This is a genomic window from Desulfoluna sp. CLI2B (assembly GCF_056847375.1).
Genome location: NZ_CP186557.1, coordinates 2656029 through 2671983, shown reverse-complemented (window position 1 = coordinate 2671983; position 15955 = coordinate 2656029). Strand labels below are relative to the sequence as shown.

17 protein-coding genes are annotated in these 15955 nt (G+C 59.0%); 14 read left to right on the top strand and 3 right to left on the bottom strand.

From position 1 onward, the window contains the following. Positions 1-216: 216 nt before the first annotated feature. Positions 217-2805 (top strand): leucine--tRNA ligase, encoded by a 2589-nt coding sequence (leuS, locus tag ACOYW2_RS12610; RefSeq protein ID WP_482770632.1) that lies wholly within the window; start codon positions 217-219, stop codon positions 2803-2805. Between the two features lie 64 nt (positions 2806-2869). After that, positions 2870-3388 carry an LPS assembly lipoprotein LptE gene (gene lptE / locus ACOYW2_RS12605; protein WP_482770631.1) on the top strand — a complete coding sequence of 173 codons (519 nt, stop codon included), beginning with the start codon at positions 2870-2872 and terminating at the stop codon, positions 3386-3388. Positions 3389-3628: 240 nt separating this feature from the next. Here lptE and rpsT read toward each other — a convergent pair whose 3' ends face one another. Next, positions 3629-3892 (bottom strand): 30S ribosomal protein S20, encoded by a 264-nt coding sequence (gene rpsT / locus ACOYW2_RS12600; protein WP_482416046.1) that lies wholly within the window; start codon positions 3890-3892, stop codon positions 3629-3631. A 494-nt stretch (positions 3893-4386) separates the two neighbouring features. Between rpsT and murJ the strand changes: the two genes are divergently transcribed. Genes murJ through ACOYW2_RS12575 form a run of 5 tightly spaced genes read left to right on the top strand, consistent with a single transcriptional unit; the run spans position 4387 to position 7451 of the window. After that, positions 4387-5964 carry a murein biosynthesis integral membrane protein MurJ gene (gene murJ / locus ACOYW2_RS12595; protein WP_482770630.1) on the top strand — a complete coding sequence of 526 codons (1578 nt, stop codon included), beginning with the start codon at positions 4387-4389 and terminating at the stop codon, positions 5962-5964. Next, entirely contained in the window at positions 5964-6260 is a 297-nt protein-coding gene (locus ACOYW2_RS12590) for an FtsB family cell division protein (RefSeq protein ID WP_482416048.1), read from the top strand. The genes murJ and ACOYW2_RS12590 overlap by 1 nt, the downstream gene beginning before the upstream one ends. Continuing rightward, a complete protein-coding gene (locus tag ACOYW2_RS12585; RefSeq protein WP_482770629.1) occupies positions 6257-6496 on the top strand; it encodes a tetratricopeptide repeat protein in 240 nt (79 codons plus the stop codon). The genes ACOYW2_RS12590 and ACOYW2_RS12585 overlap by 4 nt, the downstream gene beginning before the upstream one ends. Beyond that, on the top strand, positions 6493-6978 hold the full coding sequence (locus ACOYW2_RS12580) for a rhodanese-like domain-containing protein (RefSeq protein ID WP_482770628.1): 486 nt from the start codon (positions 6493-6495) through the stop codon (positions 6976-6978). The genes ACOYW2_RS12585 and ACOYW2_RS12580 overlap by 4 nt, the downstream gene beginning before the upstream one ends. Next, positions 6975-7451 (top strand): MauE/DoxX family redox-associated membrane protein, encoded by a 477-nt coding sequence (locus ACOYW2_RS12575; RefSeq protein ID WP_482770627.1) that lies wholly within the window; start codon positions 6975-6977, stop codon positions 7449-7451. Before ACOYW2_RS12580 ends, ACOYW2_RS12575 begins: the two co-directional genes overlap by 4 nt. A gap of 64 nt (positions 7452-7515) precedes the next feature. Here the strand turns inward: ACOYW2_RS12575 and ACOYW2_RS12570 are convergent, their stop codons facing one another. Then, the gene (locus ACOYW2_RS12570; protein ID WP_180141596.1) at positions 7516-7716 is read right to left on the bottom strand and encodes a cold-shock protein; all 201 of its coding nucleotides are present in this window, start codon (positions 7714-7716) and stop codon (positions 7516-7518) included. A 315-nt stretch (positions 7717-8031) separates the two neighbouring features. Beyond that, the gene (gene yjgA / locus ACOYW2_RS12565; RefSeq protein WP_482416052.1) at positions 8032-8541 is read right to left on the bottom strand and encodes a ribosome biogenesis factor YjgA; all 510 of its coding nucleotides are present in this window, start codon (positions 8539-8541) and stop codon (positions 8032-8034) included. 255 nt (positions 8542-8796) lie between these two features. Here yjgA and ACOYW2_RS12560 point away from each other — a divergent pair, with 255 nt between their 5' ends. The 7 genes from ACOYW2_RS12560 (at position 8797) to ACOYW2_RS12530 (ending at position 15888) form a co-directional block, all read left to right on the top strand. Beyond that, positions 8797-9579: a PP2C family protein-serine/threonine phosphatase gene (locus ACOYW2_RS12560; RefSeq protein ID WP_482770626.1), complete on the top strand. Its 783-nt coding sequence runs from the start codon at positions 8797-8799 to the stop codon at positions 9577-9579. Positions 9580-9639: 60 nt separating this feature from the next. Then, positions 9640-11265 (top strand): bifunctional serine/threonine-protein kinase/formylglycine-generating enzyme family protein, encoded by a 1626-nt coding sequence (locus ACOYW2_RS12555; protein WP_482770625.1) that lies wholly within the window; start codon positions 9640-9642, stop codon positions 11263-11265. After that, a complete protein-coding gene (locus ACOYW2_RS12550) occupies positions 11265-11438 on the top strand; it encodes a hypothetical protein (protein WP_482416055.1) in 174 nt (57 codons plus the stop codon). The genes ACOYW2_RS12555 and ACOYW2_RS12550 overlap by 1 nt, the downstream gene beginning before the upstream one ends. 73 nt (positions 11439-11511) lie before the next feature. Further along, entirely contained in the window at positions 11512-12054 is a 543-nt protein-coding gene (locus tag ACOYW2_RS12545) for a hypothetical protein (protein WP_482770624.1), read from the top strand. Beyond that, complete coding sequence (locus ACOYW2_RS12540) at positions 12005-14809, top strand: PAS domain-containing hybrid sensor histidine kinase/response regulator (protein ID WP_482770623.1); 2805 nt, start codon at positions 12005-12007, stop codon at positions 14807-14809. The genes ACOYW2_RS12545 and ACOYW2_RS12540 overlap by 50 nt, the downstream gene beginning before the upstream one ends. Next, positions 14802-15596, top strand: coding sequence for a response regulator (locus tag ACOYW2_RS12535; protein WP_482770622.1), 795 nt, complete (start codon positions 14802-14804; stop codon positions 15594-15596). The genes ACOYW2_RS12540 and ACOYW2_RS12535 overlap by 8 nt, the downstream gene beginning before the upstream one ends. Next, positions 15565-15888 (top strand): HD-GYP domain-containing protein, encoded by a 324-nt coding sequence (locus ACOYW2_RS12530; RefSeq protein WP_482423204.1) that lies wholly within the window; start codon positions 15565-15567, stop codon positions 15886-15888. Before ACOYW2_RS12535 ends, ACOYW2_RS12530 begins: the two co-directional genes overlap by 32 nt. The last annotated feature ends 67 nt before the right edge of the window (positions 15889-15955 follow it).

Here is a 15955-nt window from a genome sequence, read left to right as displayed (position 1 = left end):
GTCAATATTAAACCTCCCGGGGCACAGGGGGCGGGGGGCCCGGTTTTTCCCGGCTGGACGGGGGCCAACGGGCTGCGTGGCAGGCCTTTTGCTTGCCATTTATCTATGATTATGGCATTTAAATTTGTTTGGCGCATTTGCGTTTGTTGGGAACCTTGCGCCCACGACTCTGAATCCACTTGCAATATCACACGCACTCTGGAGGTTTGAAATATAATGGAAGATAAGTATCTCCCGGACTCGATTGAGTCCAAATGGCAGCAGCGTTGGGCCGACGAAGGCTCGTTTCGGGTGGTCGAGGATCCTGAAAAAGAAAAGTATTACCTGCTGGAGATGTTTCCATACCCGTCGGGCAATATCCACATGGGGCATGTCCGGAACTACACCATCGGCGACGTGGTGGCCCGGTACAAAAAAATGCGGGGCTTCAACGTGCTCCACCCCATGGGATGGGATGCCTTCGGCATGCCTGCGGAGAACGCCGCCATCGACAACAACACCCACCCCGCCGCGTGGACCTATGCCAACATCGACACCATGCGCAGCCAGCTGAAGCGCATCGGGCTCAGCTACGACTGGGACCGAGAGATCGCCACCTGCACCCCGGAGTATTACCGGTGGGAGCAGTGGCTCTTTATCAAGATGGTCGAAAAGGGGATGGCATACCGCAAGGAGTCGTACGTCAACTGGTGTGAGTCCTGCCACACGGTACTGGCCAATGAGCAGGTGGAAAACGACTGCTGCTGGCGCTGCGGGGAAAACGTGCAGCAGAAAAAGCTCTGGCAGTGGTTTTTCCGGATCACCGACTACGCAGAGGATCTCCTGGTTCACTGCGACAAGCTCGACGGCTGGCCGGACAGCGTCACCACCATGCAGAAGAACTGGATCGGCAAGAGCGTGGGCTCGGAGGTGACCTTTGAGGTGGAAGGGGCCAAAGAGCCCCTCTCGGTCTTTACCACGCGCCCGGATACCCTTTTCGGTGCCACCTTTATGTGTCTGGCGCCGGAGCATCCCATGGTGGCGGCCCTTTCCAGGGGCACGGAGCAGGAAGAGGCTGTGGCATCCTTTGTGGACCGCATCCTCAAGCAGGAGCGCTCCAGCAAGGCCCTTGAGAACTACGAGAAAGAGGGGGTCTTCACCGGTGCTTACTGCATCAACCCCCTTACCGGGTACAAGATGCCCATTTATGCCGCCAACTTTGCTCTGATGGAGTACGGCACCGGGGCGGTAATGTCGGTTCCGGCCCACGACCAGCGTGACTTCGACTTTGCCCGCAAATACGGCCTGGAGGTGAAGGTTGTGGTGAGCCCCGAAGGGGAGGCTCTTGACGGCGCTACCATGGAAGAGGCCTATACGGGTGCCGGCGTGATGGTGAATTCCGGCGAGTTCGACGGCATGGCCAATACAGAAGCCAAAGAGGCCATCACCAACTCCCTGGAGGAGCGGGGCATCGGGAAGAAGACTGTTTCGTTCCGCCTGAGGGACTGGGGTGTGTCCCGCCAGCGGTACTGGGGAACGCCCATTCCCATGATCCACTGCGACAGCTGCGGTGCGGTACCGGTTCCTGAGTCGGACCTTCCCATCGTGCTGCCCGAGGACGCCCAGCTTCTGGAGTCCGGAGGCTCTCCCCTGGGGACCCTCGACTATTTCAATAAGGTGACCTGTCCCAGGTGCGGCAACACCGAAGCGCGGCGCGACACCGACACCATGGACACCTTTGTGGAGTCCTCCTGGTACTTTGCCCGCTACTGCTGCCCCGAGTACACCGAGGGCATGGTGGACAAGGAGAAGGTGGCCTACTGGATGCCCGTGGATCAGTACATCGGCGGCGTGGAGCATGCCATCCTTCACCTGCTCTACTCCCGTTACTTCACCCGGGTGATACGTGATCTCGGGCTCGTTGAGTTCTCCGAGCCCTTTACACGGCTCCTGACCCAGGGCATGGTGACCAAAGAGACCCTGTCGTGCCCCAACCACAAGTGGGTGTTCCCCACGGATACCGAGAAGGCTGAAGACGGAAGTGTCGTGTGTAAACTCTGCGGGTCTCCCGTGGAGGTGGGGCGGGTCATCAAGATGTCCAAGTCCAAGAAAAACGTCATCGACCCCAATGTGCTCCTCAATCGCTACGGCGCGGACACAACCCGTCTCTTCTGTCTTTTTGCTGCTCCTCCTGAAAAGGACCTGGAGTGGAATGACGAGAGCGTTGAAGGGTGCTTTAAGTTCATCGGGCGCGTGTGGCGCATCATTACGGGCAAGCAGGAGGCCTTTGCCGGTGTTGAGGCCTACCATGGTCCTGCTGCCGATCTTTCCGGCAAGAGCCGGGAGCTTTACACCAAGATCAACGCCACCATCAAGAAGGTGACGGATGACGTGGAAGGCAAGTTCCACTTCAACACCGCCATCAGCGCGGTGATGGAGCTTGTGAACAGCATGTATGCCGTAGACGGCGACGCGTCCCTGAGGCAGGATGTGATGAAGCGGGCGGCGGAGACCGTTATTCTTCTTCTCAACCCCGTGTCGCCCCATGTCACCGAAGAGCTCTGGACGAAATTGTCCGGCCAGGGGCTCCTCATGGATCAGCCCTGGCCCGAATACCGAGAGGATGCCCTTGTCTCCGACGAGGTGCTCATCGTGGTGCAGGTTAACGGCAAGCTGAGGAGTAAGTTCCAGGTGTCCGCAGGTGCCTCAAAGGATGAGGTCCAGGAGCTGGCCCTTTCTGATGCGGCGGTGAAAAAGTTCATCGAGGGCAAAGAGGTCCGCAAGGTGATCGTGGTTCCGGGCAAGCTTGTCAACATTGTGGTTTAATCCTTGGCGGCCGTCCTTTCCCTGTGGGGACGGGCGGCCGCATCAGAAGTAGAAGGGAGTGTCCATGAAACGGGTTTTTGCATGGAAAACGGTGGCTGTGGCTCTGCTGGCGGCTGTTGCTGTGACGGGGTGCGGCTATCAACTTACCGGGAGGGGGACCCTTCCGGGCGGGGTGAGCGGTCTGTGCGTGGCGGTTCCGGAGAACCGGTCGGCAGATGTTCGCCTTGGTCCCATGGTGGCAAGCGCTGTGGTCTCCGAGGCCATTTCCGCAGGGGCGGATGCTGCTGTGGGGTGTACTGGGCGATCCGGCTCCCTCACCGGGGAGATTCGAGCGGTCTCCACATCCACCATCACCCGAAACAGCGACGGGGACGGCACTGAAGAGCGCGTGACGATCACGGCGTCCTTCAGGCTTGCCGATGAGGACGGCGCGGTGATCTGGCAGCGGGCGTCGGTGACGGGGACGGAAACGTACAGCGTCACCCCCGGGTCGGACTCCACATCCTCCCGCAACGCGGCCCTTGACGAGGCGGCGGAAGATCTTGCGGAGAATGTCTGGGCAGGATTGACCCAGAGGTTCTAAGGGATGGCGATGCGCTGAAACAAAAAAAACGGTCTCCGGCAGCCATGCCGGAGGCTTTTTTTTGTGGCTTCTTGTTGTGAGAAGGCTTTGGGAAGAGGGTGACCCCCAGGGACGGATCGAGCAGGTTGGTCTTTGGGAAATAAAAAAAGGCCTTCCGGTATCTCGCGAGTGCTACCGGAGGGCCTTTTTATGTAAAGCGTGAAGACTTTGGTTCGCAACCGGATCGGCTACTGGCCTGTCTTAAGCTTGAGCGCCGTTGATGAGCTTGGTCAGGCGGGAGATCTTGCGTGCGGCAGTGTTGTTATGAATGACGCCTTTCTTGGCGGCGACATCAATCACTGATTTTGCCTTGTTGAGGACGTCCGTCATGTTCTCTGCCTTTTCGGCTTCTGCGGAACGAACGGCCTTAATGGCGTTCTTCATGCGGGTTTTGACCGCCATGTTGCGGATGCGCTTTTTTTCGTTCTGGATAGCTCGTTTTTTTGCCGATTTGTGATTAGCCAAGGACTTAACTCCTTTTATCGTCGAAAATTTTTTTACGGTGATGTTTCATTCCGTACCGGTTTGCCGCGTGCCTACCCTTTGTCCGGTGTGCCTGCAACGCATGTTGCCGGCCCGGCGGTAAGCGCACCGTGGATTGAAATGCCACCTGAAAAGATTGTGTGTTTTATACGGTACCGCGACAAATCAGGCGATTATTGGGAGAACGCCTCGCAAAAACGCCTCCGCAAACCTGTTCGTCACCATGTGCGCACGGGGTGGAAAGGGAGGAATGTCCTTTCCTGTCCATGGGTTACGGAACCGACAGTGATTTAACTTGGTAAAATTATAGTGTTTGATGGGGGGTGTCAAGGGAAAAAGTGGCTGATGGGCGGCTTACGGGCGCTTTATAGGGGTTGCCATGGCAAGGGGGTTTGGACTAAATGATAGGTCAGGGTCCCCGCGACCTGTCACAGGATGTTTCTCTCTTACGCTTATTTCAAACCGGATCGGAACGTATGTCGGAAAAAGGAAAGGTTACCCGGGCTGCGGGTATTGTCGGGAGCGCCACGCTGCTCAGCCGGGTTTTCGGGTATGTCAGGGATATGGTGACCGCTTACTATTTCGGGGCGGGCCCCCTGGCCGATGCTTTCATCGCCGCGTTTCGCATACCCAATATGCTGAGGCGCCTGTTTGCCGAGGGCTCGTTGAGCATCTCCTTTGTCCCGGTGTTTACCGAGACCCTGAGCCGGGACGGCCGCCAGGAGGCCTATCGCATGGCCGGGGCCGCCCTGCGCCTGCTCTCCCTGATTCTGGCGGTGGTGGCGGTGATCGGCGTGCTGGCGTCCCCCTGGATCGTCTCGGCCATTGCCGCAGGCTTTAAAGGAGACCCCGCCAAGTTTGAGCTCACCGTGTTTCTGTCCCGGATCATGTTCCCTTATGTGGTGTTTATCTGTCTTGTGGCCCTGTGTATGGGGATCCTTAACGTGCTGGGCCATTTTGCGGCTCCTGCCCTGGCTCCGGTGGCCCTGAACCTTGCCATGATCGCCTCCCTTGTGGTGGGCGGGGTGGTGACTTCGGACGGAGAGACGCGCGTGATTTTTTTGGCCTGGGGGGTACTCCTTGGGGGGCTTCTCCAGCTGGGGATGCAGGTGCCGGTCCTGTGGCGACGGGGCTTTCAAGTGTTTAAACCGGGGCCCGTGTGGCATCCGGCCCTGGCCACGGTGGGGCGCCTGATGCTGCCTGCGGTCTTCGGGGCTGCGGTGTATCAGGTGAACATGTTCATCGGCACCATGCTGGCCTCCCTTCTGGATACGGGGAGCATCACCGGCCTGTATTATGCGGATCGCCTGGTGCAGTTTCCCCTGGGAGTCTTTGCCATCTCCATCGGCACGGCCGTGCTTCCGTCTCTCTCCCGCCAGATGGCTGACAAGGATCTTGCCGGGGTGGCCGAGACCTTCAGCTTCGGGTTGCGTTTCACCCTGTTTATAACCCTTCCCGCCACGGCGGGGCTGGTGGTGCTGAGGCATCCCCTCATCGCCCTTCTCTTCGGTCGGGGGGCCTTTGACGCTGCGGCTGTTGCCCTGACGGCCGATGCCCTGCTCTATTATGCGGTGGGGCTCTGGGCCATCTCCTGCGTGCGGGTGACGGTTCCCCTTTACTATGCATTCAAAGATACCCGCACCCCGGTTCAGGTAGCTGTTGCGGCCATTGCCATGAATATCGCCCTGAGCTGCCTGCTCATGGGGCCCATGGCCCATCGCGGTCTGGCCCTTGCCGTCTCTCTGTCATCCATGGCCAATTTTCTCCTTCTGGTGTTTCTGCTGGTCAAACGGGGAATGGTTCAATTAGACTATGGATCCATCCTGGTATCGGTGGCCCGGAGCGGCGTGGCCTCCCTGATCATGGGCGGTGTTGTGTGGCAGGGGCTCGTGTGGCTGGCGCCCGACGGGGGCTACACCTTTGTTTCGGCGGCTGTCTCAACGGCCTTCGGGGTTGTGGCCGGGGTTGGCGTCTACTTCGGAGCGGCCCGTTTGCTTAAGAGTCCGGAGTTGCTGACGGTTCAACAGATCATCAACAGGAAAAGGGGGCGTTAGTGGGAGGCAGGGAAAAGATTGTCTGCGGTGGGCTTGCGCTGGTGCTGATCGCGCTGCTGGTTCCCCTGGTGTTTATGCAGTGGGGCTTTCTCGATCTCAACGAGAGGCAAAAGGAGCTTGCGGACCGGCGGGCCGAGAACCGGAGCATCGCCGAAGAGAACCGCAACCTGGAAAAGGAGATCAGGCGCCTGAACCATGACCCGGCGTACCTGGAGTTCATCGCACGAAAAGAGCTGGGCATGGTGGCGGAAGATGAAATTGTCGTGAAATTTCACGGAAAGGATGCTGCAGAGTGAGCGAACCAGTGATGACGCGGACCCTGGCCGATCTCTACCTGGCACAGGGGCATGTGACGGAAGCGCGCGATGCCTACGCGCTTCTTCTCTGTCGATTCCCCGATGACGAGGAGGTGGCGCGCGGACTGAAAACGGCCCAGGTCCGCGTGACCGAAGCCAAGAAGGCCCGGCTCTTCCGGTTGAAGGATGAGTGGGTGGGGCTGGCCCAAGCCGCCCGGGGAGGCGAGACACCATGAAGTACCTGATTCGAATGGTGGTGCTGCTGGTTGCTTCAACCGGCGTTGCCCTGGTGTGGAACGCCTTTGCCCCTGACGGTATTCCCCTTGTGGGGCAGTGGAACGCCGAGGAGGGGGTGGTGACCCCCGCACCGGAATCAGACGAAGAGGAGCTTATTGTACAGACCGTGGATGAAGCCCGCGGGCTCTGGGACGATGGGGTTGTCTTTGTGGATGCCCGGAACACGGAGAGTTATCTGGAGGGGCATATCAAGGGCGCGGTCACCCTTTCCGTGTATGAGTTCGATGCCCTGTTGTTTGATTTTATCGATGCGTATCCCTTCGAGACCCGGCTTGTTACCTACTGCTCGGGGCGGCTGTGTGATGAGAGCCACCGGCTGGCAACGATGTTGAGGGAGCTGGGCTACACGGATGTGCGCATATTTGCCGACGGGCTGCCGGCCTGGTCGGCGGCCGGTTTGCCGGTGGAGGAGGGGCGATGACGGGCATGACTGAAACCTCGGGGCGGAGAGCCGCCTTTCTGGCGATGGCAGAGCTTCTGTGCCGGTGGGTGCTTGGGGGGCTGTTTATTTACGCCGGGGCGCAGAAGATTGCGGACCCTTACGGATTTGCCAAGACCGTTTTCGGCTACGGGATTCTTCCGGGGGAGCTGGTGAACATCACGGCCATCGTGTTGCCCTGGATTGAGGTGCTGGCGGGGGGCACGCTCCTTGCCGGGGTGTGGCCCGTCTCATCGGCCGGGGTGATTTCAGGGCTGCTCCTGATGTTTCTGGTGGCCCTTGTGGCCAACATTGCCCGGGGCTATACCTTTGATTGCGGGTGTTTCGGCTCCGGTGGGGAGGAAACCACGGGTTGGGGGACGGTCTTTCGTGACCTGGCCATGCTGGTGCCCGCAGCTGGCGTGGTTTTTTTTAAGGGGCAAAGGCGCTTCTGCCTGTTCGGCGGGGGGAGCTGATGACGGTGCGGCGTCGGAAGCCTGATGCCTGGCTGGTTGGGTGATTTTTTCAGAAGGGGGAGTGTCAGGCTTTGACCACATTGCGGGCACTCGGGCCCTTGTCGGTCTCTATGATTTCAAAATTGACGAGGTCTCCCTCGGTCAGTGTTTTGAAGCCTTCCATGGTGATCTCGGTGAAGTGAACAAAGACGTCTGAGCCGCCGTCTAATTCAATGAATCCAAATCCTTTCTTGTCGCTGAACCATTTTACTTTTCCAGTAACCAAAACCAAATCTCCTTTTAAAAATCTACATCATTCAAGGGTCACACGTTGGGGTGAGTATGGTGGTCAGGGTTGTGAAGAATGCCTATGTCTTGTGATGCATAGGTAATAAAATAATTACTCTTAAATAACCACGAAGACAAGATGTTTACAATAGATTTTTTAAGAGTGGCGTTGTTTTCGCTATGGGAGCAATTTGAAGAGAGGAATTGACATGTGAGCATATGGTTTAGGATATGCTCACATATTAAGTTATTAGGGGGCGGCTGCGGGGTGGTGTTCTCTTAAGGAAAACGCGTGGTGTTTGACGGGTCAGGCTCAGGATGCCGAGAGGGTGTCACGGATACATGCCGCCAGGGCCTTGAACTCTTTTCCCCGGGGTGCGCTGTCCTGTTTTTTGATGGCATTTCTCCTCAGCATTCGGAGGCGCTGGCGGTCGGCCGAGGGGAATTTTTCCAGGAAGTCCTCGATGGCGCCGTCGCTTTCAAGGATGGCCTCCACCCAGGGCGTCTCTTTCGCGGGCTCAGGGGCGGTGTTGCCTGAGAGCGTGAGGCCTGCCTCCAGCTTGTCCAGTGCTTCCCGGACTGGCTCGGGGTCGCACTCACGCATGAGGGCTCCGATGAACTGGCGGTTGCGGTGGGCCGCTTTGCGTGCGGAGATGTGTCGCGCATCTTCAACGGCTTTCCTCAGCTCGTCGGGAATGTCGACGTGTTTCAGCTGGCCAGGAGTGAGTTTGATGAGACGTTCTCCGAGTTTCTGAAGCTCCTCGGACTCCTTCTTTATCTGGGTCCGGCTTTTGTAGATATCGGCTGTGTTTTCTTCGTTCATAATAGTTCTTGCCACATTTCCCATGTTGATCTTATATATAAAGCCAACCTGCAATTCTCGGGGTATCGCCTTGCTCGCAAACCCGTCGCGTGAGTCCTGGCTGGTTGCTGTCCGTTTGGCGCCATAGTGGCATATCTCCGTTTAAAATTCCATCAAAAACGGTGGGGGTTGAGCATCCCGGTATTTCAAGGCGGGAAGGGTAAAAACCAACCGATCCAGCGGGGCTTGGACCGGGCTGAAGGAAAGGACCTTTGGATGAGTCGGGAGAGCCGATTGAACAACCGGGTGAAGATGGAGGTCCGAACCGTGATGGACATCGGCCCCAGGGGCAACCAGGAAGATGCGGTGCTCGTGGGAACCCGTGTGTATCAGCAGCCCAGCCTCGACCTTGAGACCGAGGAGGAGGGCGCCTATGTGAGCCTCTGCGTCTGCGACGGCATGGGAGGCCATGCGGCCGGAGATGTCTGCAGCCGGTTTGTCCTGGATGAATTCAACCGGTCACTGAGCCACGACACCCTGTCGGCAGAAGGGCTCGATGTTCTGTTGAACATGATCCAGACCGCCGCCGAAGGGGAACTTCCCATCAACAGCGGCACCACCATCGCAGGGGTGATACTCACCCCGGAGCAGGCCGTGGTATTCAATGCAGGGGACAGCAGGGTCTATCTGATGCGGGACGGTGAACTTCGGCGATGCTCCCACGATCACTCTTACGTGCAGAGCCTCGTTGATAAAGGTGCCGTTACGGAAGCCGAGGCTTTTTCGCATCCTTATCGCAATGTCGTCAGTTTTGGTGTAGGGTCGGCCTTCAGCGAACTCTGGGGCCATACTAAGGTGCATTACACGGCGCTGGATGTCAGGCCGGACGACACCTATATCCTCTGCAGCGACGGGGTCACCGATTTGATTGAAGACCCGGCCATGGAGACGGTCCTGGGGCCTAGTCCCATCACCGGTGTCGCAAGGCTGAGCGTGGAGCTCAAGCGCAAGACGTTAAAGGACAACACCACCTTTATTATCGCCCGGGTGGTTGAATGATGTCGTTTCGGGGCGGAGTCAGGGAGACAGGACCATTGAGGATGAACCGGCGGGGGCGCCATGATCGATAACATGAAGGAGGTGATAGAAAAATGCCTCCCTACCTATGAGATTGTCGGCGAATTGGGGCAGGGCATCCACGGTTCCGTTTACCATGCAAGGGACAGGTTCAAGGAACGGGCCGTCAAGGTGGTTCCCATCCACGTGGAGCGCTCCATCCTGTTCCGGAACGATACCGATCTCGATTCCAAGGTTTCCCGCGATTTTCATGCCGTTTGCAGCTACTACGAAAAAGTCAAGGGCCCGGACGTGGTGACCATCCACGACTTTCACCTTGTGGACAAGCGTATCGCAAGCGGTTATGCCCAGGCCTTTCTGGTGATTCTCATGACCCTGTGCCGGGAGAACCTCCAGGACCTTGTGCTTCGTGAGCACCCCCTGTCTGCGGAGGCCGTCTCGGATTATGCCGAAGCCCTTGCCTCCATGATGGATCGGTTGAGCCGCGCCAGCGGAGAGACTTTTCTCCTCACCGATTTCAAACCCTCCAATATTCTTGTGGACGACACCGGGCGATTGCTCATGGGCGACCTGGGAGGCCTCAAACGAGTCAGCTCCGTCTCTTCTGCCCTTGGCGGTGCCCAGTTTACCCCCAATTGGTCGGCCCCCGAGTTGATCCTGCGGGGGGAGAAACCGGATGTGCTCTCCGGGGTCTACTCCCTGGGCCTGGTGATCTATTACCTTTGCGAGGGGCATCTCCCCTTTGAAGAGGCGGATTTCATCGACCGGGTGGGCAAGGTGCAGGAGGAGGGCGTGACCTTTTCCAGAAAAGACCTTCCCCAGATCCTGATGGATACCGTCATGCGGTGCCTTGCCTTTGAGCGGGACGATCGGCCCGCATCCTTTGCCGAGGTGGGGGAACTGCTGAAGGGCGCGCCCCAGGGGCACCATACGCCGGAGGCCGTGACGCCCGAGGCGCCGGAGAAGAGACAGACTTCACCTTCGGTGCCCTCGGTTACCCCCGTGGTCCCCGAGGTGTGGGTGGAGCAGGCCACGTCCCTGACCATGAACTGGATCCCGAGCGGCACCCTGGCCCTTCGGGACACCAGGCACCACTGGTCCGAAGAGATCCCCGGCTTTTACCTGGGGATCCATCCGGTGACCCAGGCCCAGTGGCGCCGGGTCATGGGCACGGACCCTTCCCATTTTCCGCGGCGGCCCGACCAACCTGTGGAGATGGTCTCCTGGAAGGACGTCGACGCATTCTGCAAGCGCCTCACCGATGCCTACAGGGGGGAGCGCCATTTTTTCATCCCCACCGAAGGGGAGTGGCTTTTTGCCGCCCGGGGAGGCGATGACCATGCCCGGTACGCGGGGGGCGATTCCATGGACAGCCTGGGCTGGCATCTGGGAAACAGTGAATTCACCACCCACCCTGTGGCGGAGAAGAGCCCCAACGCCAACGGGCTTTACGACATGTGCGGCAATGTCCAGGAGTGGTGCCGTGATGCGGTGGGTTGTTTCAAGGACAGAGACATGGGGGCACGGGGAAAGGTGATTCGTGGCGGCAGCTGGAACCAGGGGCCGGATAAATGCACCCTGGATTATCGGCGGATCGTTCAGGAGGGCCTTCGGTACAGCAACCTGGGGTTTCGGGTAGCCATGCGGCCGGGGGACGCCGTTTTCTGATGGCGGTGCGTCCGCAAGTGTTCGACATGACGGAAAAAGAAAAGGTAGATATGGCATGCTTTGACTCAAGCGATATGCTTTTCCTGGGTAAGGGATATGTTCCGCTTTTGGGGTGTTGTCGTTTTGACAACGGGGAGAAACTGGATAATGCCGAGTTTTTTTTGAAAATTTGACTATTTTTGTGTTAGTATGGGTAAACAATGTTAACGGGCCGTATCGGCCCAAATCCGGGGCCCGGCTGACGGCATGCATAGAAAACACAACGACCTCGACCCTTCCGTGACCCAATGGGGGCGCAAAAGACCCGTTCCGGTGCTCCAGTATGTCATTCGTGGCTCCCTCCTGCTTTTCTGGGCCGTATACGGGGTTGTGGTTTCTCCCCCGGCCTTGATCTCTCCTCTCTTTGCCCTGATGGTGGCCCTGGGTTATGTGGCCGTCCAGGGCTTTTTGTTTGTTCTGCTGCGCCGTCGACGGGCCGACTGGTCGCTGATTCGTGCCACCATGGTTGCGGACCTGGGGCTGGCCTGGGTCGTCTGGCTCTACGATCCTACCCTGCCGCCGCCTTTGATGCTCTATGCGGTCATTGTCATCGTGGGCAACGCCATTCAATACGGCATCCGGGCCTTCAAACTCCTGGCGGCCTCCACCCTGGTCATGGCCCCGTTGACCATGGGGCTTCGATTTGCCCTGGGTCGGTTCCATCCCACCGAACCTTTTCTTCTGCTGTTCTGCATGGCCATTGTCTGGTACGCTCAGGACGATCTTCCGCATCGAAATTTTCCGCCGTGAGACCATTCGCCGCACCGAGGCCTTGGCCCAGAGTGAGCACAAATACCGGAGCATTTTTCAAAACACCGGGGGTGGGGCCATCATTGTTGAGGAGCTGCGATTCTCCCAGGCCAACGCGCGGTTTGAAAAGATCACGGGGTTCAAGCGCCACGAGATTGAAGGGAAGGTTCGGTGGATCGAGTTTGTGGAATCCGGGGACCTGGAACGCATGCGCAGCGAGCACAAGCAACGGGTGCAAAACGGCCAGGAACCGCCGCGTGAATATGAGTTCCGACTTGTCCGAAAAGACGGTGAGGTCATCGACGTTTTTTCGGAGGTGAACTACGATCCCCTGTCCGGTCGGAGCGTGGCCTCTGTCATCGACATCTCCCTTCGCAAGCAGGCGGAACGGGCTCTGAAGGACGCCCATGATCAGCTGGAACGTCGGGTGGAGGAGCGAACCGCTGAACTGATGGAGGCCAACAGGCAGCTCAAGATCGCCAAGGAGGCTGCCGACGCATCGGGCCACGCCAAAAGCCAGTTCCTGGCCAACATGAGCCATGAGATACGGACGCCCATGAACGCCATCATCGGCATGTGCGACCTTGTCCTCGGCACCGAGCTTTCGTCTAAGCAGAAGGAGTACATCAACATCGTCCGGTCCTCCTCTCGGTCCCTTCTGGAGCTGATCAACGACATCCTGGATTTTTCCAAGATCGATGCGGGAAAGCTCGACCTGGAGACCATCCCTATGTCCCTTCGGGACGTCGTTGAAGAGGTGGCGGACATGTTCCTTGAAAAGACCATGGACAAGGACCTGGAGCTGATCATCGACATCGCCGATGACGTCCCCAGAAAAGTGATCTCCGATCCCTTGCGCCTCCGCCAGGTCCTGGCCAATCTCACTGCCAACGCCTTCAAGTTCACCAACCGCGGAGAGATCTGCCTGGCCGTTCGAACCCAGTACATCGACGCCAAGGCCACCAAGCTCCAGTTTTCGGTGCGGGATACGGGGATCGGTATTGATGCCGACAAAACCGGAACCCTCTTCGACGCCTTTGCCCAGGCGGACGGTTCCACCACGCGTAAATACGGGGGCACCGGCCTGGGCCTTGCCATCTGCCGGAAAATCGTCAACATGCTGGGCGGCGACATCTGGGTGGAGAGCGAGCCCGGAAAGGGGAGCACCTTTTGTTTCACCATGGAGGCCAGGCTTCTGCCCGATGCATGCAAAGGCCCGGAGATGGCCCTTCCCCCGAACCTTCAGGGCAGCAAGGTCCTGGTGGTGGACGACAACCCTTCCACCCTCATGATCCTCAAACGATACATGGCGACCTTCGGGTGCCGCACGGAGATCGCCGCGTCCGCAGAGTCGGCCTTGACCCTCTACCGGCGCAGCCGAGACAAGGATCCCTTTGCCCTGATCATCATGGACATCCACCTGCCGGCCATGGACGGGATCGAGGCCGTGGCCCGCATCAAAGAGGAGTCAGCAGACAATACCCCGTCGGTGATCTGTATCAGCGCGTACGGAAGGGACCGGGAAGCGGACCGGGCCAGGGAGGCCGGGGCCGACGGGTTTTTGATGAAGCCCATCAAGCAGTCCATTCTCTTTGATACCATCATGGAGCTGTTCGGGTTCAAGGCCGTACGGCAATCCCATGTGGGGCGGGGGCTCCTTACGGACAACGAGTTTTCCGAGCTGAGCGTGCTTCTTGTGGAGGACAACGCCATCAACCAGATGGTGGCCATGGAGATTTTGAAGTCCGCCGGTATTTCCGTCACAACGGCGGAAAACGGTCTGGAGGCCGTGAACCTCCTCCGGGCGAACAGCGATTTCGATGCGGTGCTCATGGATGTTCAGATGCCGGAGATGGACGGCCTGGAGGCCTCCCGGCAGATACGCAAAAAGCTGCACAAAGAGGACCTGCCCATCATTGCCATGACCGCCCATGCCATGTACGGAGACCGTGAACGCTGCCTGGCTGCAGGGATGAACGATTACGTACCCAAGCCCATCGACCGCAATGAACTGTTTGCGGCCATCCGGCGAAATATCAACCGCTTCGGAGGGACCTTCCCCCTTGCCGACGGTCGCCATGATACCGTCTCCGAATCCGTGGAAACCCAGTACATGCTCTCTGGCATCAACGTCTCCCGGGGCCTGGAGCAGACCGAGGGGCAGTGGGGACGCTACGGCGACATGCTGGCCGGCTTCCTTGAAACCCATGGAGAGACAGGCGCCCTGTTGAAGCAGTACCTTGAGGCCCATGCTTTCGATGAGATGGCGGCCGGATTGCAGGGGCTCATGGAAGATGCCGGAAGGGTCAGCGCCGTTCACGTGGCCACCTGGGCGGAGTCCATGAAAGAGGCCGCCGCGGATCGCGATACGGAGCGATGTGGAGAGCTTCTCTTCTTCCTTGAGGAGTCGCTGCGTGAGGCAGCCGAGTCCTCCCACGATCTCCTGACCGGCCTGGAGTCCGGGGAAGAACCGTGGGACCCCATGCATCAGGCCTCTGGCCCTGAAAAAATGTTCACGTTGCTGGGTAAACTTGGTAAAAGCCTTGAAGAGCTGGACCCCGTGGCGTCGGGCCGGCTGTTTGATGAAATTCGGGAGCGGTTCTCCCTCCATGGGGTGGGGCCTGAGAGCGAACACCTGGCCCGGAACCTGGAGCAGGAAGTCCGGGAGTACAGTTTTGAAAAGGCGGGCGGGACCTTAAAGCAGCTCGGAAACCAGTTGAAAAGGGACATGGCGGCAGGTACCAACGATGGCTGAGTCTTTGAAACAGTGCAGGGTGCTTTTGGTGGACGACACCAGGGCCAACCTCGACATCCTCATCGACGCTCTGAAGGACTCCTTCAAGCTCGGCGTGGCCATGAGCGGTGTGCGGGCCCTTGAGTATGTCCGGCAGCACCCGGTGGATTTGATCCTCCTGGATGTTCTGATGCCCGAGCTCGACGGGTTCGAGGTGTGCAGGCGTCTCAAAGCGGCCCCGGAGACTGCGGGGATTCCTGTTATCTTCATCACCGCCCTGGACAGGCCGGAAGACAAGACCCGGGGGTTTGAGTTCGGGGCGGTGGATTACATCACCAAGCCCTTTGACATGGCTGAGGTGACGGCCCGGGTGCGCACGCACCTCACCCTGGTGACGGCCCAGGAGGCCCTGAGGCAGCAGAACATCGCCTTGGAGGCCATGGTGCGGGAACGGACCCGGGAGCTGGAGGAGACCCAGCTTGAGATCATCAACCGCCTGGGGCTTGCCTGCGAGTACAGCGACGAGTGCACGGGCCGCCATGTGAATCGCATCTCCGAATACTGTCGCCTTTTAGGGCGCGCAGCAGGGCTCCCCCAGGACGAGGTGGAGCTCGTGGCCCTGGCCAGCACCATGCACGATGCCGGAAAGATCGGGATTTCCGATGCCATCCTCCTGAAACCCGGGGCCCTTACCGACGACGAGGTGCTGGTGGACCGAACGGCACGCCGAAATCGGTGGCGAGCTTCTCTCCGGGAGCCGGTCGCGGCTGCTGTGCATGGCCGAGGAGATCGCCCTGACACACCATGAGAGATGGGACGGCACGGGCTATCCCAAGGGGTTGAAGGGGCCGGAGATTCCGCTGTACGGGCGTATTGTCTGTATCTGTGACGTGTTCGACGCCCTGGTCTTTGAGCGGCCCTACAAAAAGGCCTGGTCCGTTCCGGACTCCCTGGCCGAGATCTCCCAGTGGGCCGGGCGGCAGTTTGACCCCTGGCTGGCCGAACTGTTCCTGGGCCTTGAGCCGGAGCTGACCCGGATTGTCAACACGGCCCGTGAAACGGGTCAGGGGGAAGAAGATCTTGCCAAAGAGGCCGGTTAATGTGGGGCATTACATTCTTATTCAGCCCTAAGCCGCCTCCGGCGGCCCTGCCGGGGGCCAAACGTTT